Below are 1,633 nucleotides of genomic sequence, written 5' to 3'. Positions count from 1 at the left end.
GGAGAGGACCTCGTCGACCAGGGCGGCGACCTCGTCCGGCGCCGGCGGCTCCAGCCACCCCAGTGCGGCGCCCGCCGCCACCAGCTCCGCCAGGATCCGGTGGGCGGCCGCCGTGAACTCCCCGATCGCCCCCGGCCGGTCGGCCACCGCCGCGGAGTCGAGGATGGCGAGGCCGCTGGTTGCGTTCTGACTCATGCCCGGAAGCATAGGACGCGTCTTGTGGATCTTGTCGGATCAGGCCGCACCATCCGCCCGTAGCCCGACGGTCAGCCGTCGAGCGCGATCGCGTTCTTGGCCCGCTCGACGGAGTCCTCGGCGGCCGGGCCGCCCGGGTTCTCGGTGGCGAGCGCCTGGTTGAGCGCGACGAACGGTCGCAGGCGCCGCTCGTAGTCGGCGAGGGCCGTCCGGTGGTCGGCGCCCGCCCGCCGCAGGGCGTCGGCCAGGACGTAGGCGCCCACGAGCGCGAGGCTGGTCCCCTGGCCGGACAGCGGCGACGCGCAGTAGCCCGCGTCGCCGAGCAGGACGATCCTGCCGTCCGACCACCGGTCCATGCACACCTGCGTCATCGCGTCGAAGTAGAAGTCGGGTGCCTCGCGCAGCGCCTTGAGCAGCCTCGGCGTCTCCCAGCGCAGTCGGCCCATCCGGTCGGCGACGAGCTGCCGCTGCCGGTCGGTGTCCCGGTGGTCGAACTCCAACGGCTCGGCCGCGAAGCCGAAGGCGATCCGAAGCTCGGTGTTGTCGCGCACCGGGTAGACGCCGTAGCCGGCCTCGCCGTCGCGGAGCCACAGCTGCCAGTCCTCCAGGGCGAGGAAGTTGTCCGCGCCGAAGACCGCCAGGTGCGTTCCAAGGTGGCGGGTGAACCGTTCCTCCGGCCCGAACCCGAGCCGCCGCACACCCGAGTGCAGCCCGTCGGCGCCCACGACCAGGTCGAAGGTCCGGGCCCGGCCGTGCTCGAAGGAGACGCGCACCCCGTCCTCTCCCTGGTCGAGCGCGGTGATGCGGTCCCCGAAGACGAACTCGACCCCCGCGCCGGCGCGTTCGTGCAGGAGGCGCACCAAGTCCTCGCGCAGCAGCTCGATGTCGTCGTTCGCGAGCCGCCCGCTGCTGAACGTCGTCTCGGTGGAGCGGTGCACCTCCCGCCCGTCGCCGTCCAGTACCGACATCCCGCGCATCCGCGTCCGGACGGCACGGGCCTCCTCCAACAACCCGATCCGCTGGACGACATCGACGGCGACGCCGCGAATGTCCACTGCCTGGCCGCCGGGCCGCAGGGCCGGCGCGGCCTCGACGACGGTCACCGCGACGCCGTCACGGTGCAGCCAGTGGGCGAGCGAGGTCCCGGCGACACCGGCACCGGAGATCAGCACAGTCTTCATGAAAGCTCCTTCGTACGCTGTACGCGTCCTGAATGTACGGCGTACGCTCACCGCTGCCAACTGCCCTGATGCGCAGCACTGTTATAGGACAGCAGCCACAAACAGGCCACCGCCGCTGGTAGGGTCTGAACTAGTACAGGCTCAGTGGGCCCGTAAATATATTCTCCGAGGAGCCGCCACCTTGGCCGCGCAGCTCGTCCCACCGTTCCGCCGCATCGCCGACGAGATCGCCCGGCGCATCGCCGAGGGCACGCTCG

General features: G+C 71.5%; 1 protein-coding gene and 1 pseudogene. Both read right to left on the bottom strand.

The window, feature by feature from the left end:
* Window positions 1-195, bottom strand: a pseudogene (locus AB0O00_RS38410) (GNAT family N-acetyltransferase); the annotation flags it as partial.
* A gap of 71 nt (window positions 196-266) precedes the next feature.
* The gene (locus tag AB0O00_RS38405; RefSeq protein WP_363659321.1) at window positions 267-1,376 is read right to left on the bottom strand and encodes an FAD-dependent monooxygenase; all 1,110 of its coding nucleotides are present in this window, start codon (window positions 1,374-1,376) and stop codon (window positions 267-269) included.
* Window positions 1,377-1,633 lie beyond the last annotated feature (257 nt).

This window comes from Kitasatospora sp. NPDC093558 (assembly GCF_040683475.1).
GTDB lineage: Bacteria > Actinomycetota > Actinomycetes > Streptomycetales > Streptomycetaceae > Kitasatospora.
The sequence above is the reverse complement of the archived record's forward strand: the minus strand, read 5'-3'. Positions and strand labels throughout refer to the sequence as shown.

Excerpts from the sequence above, each read along its gene's own strand:
- AB0O00_RS38405 (WP_363659321.1), bottom strand. The coding sequence starts at position 1,376 with ATGAAGACTGTGCTGATCTCCGGTGCCGGTGTCGCCGGGACCTCGCTC.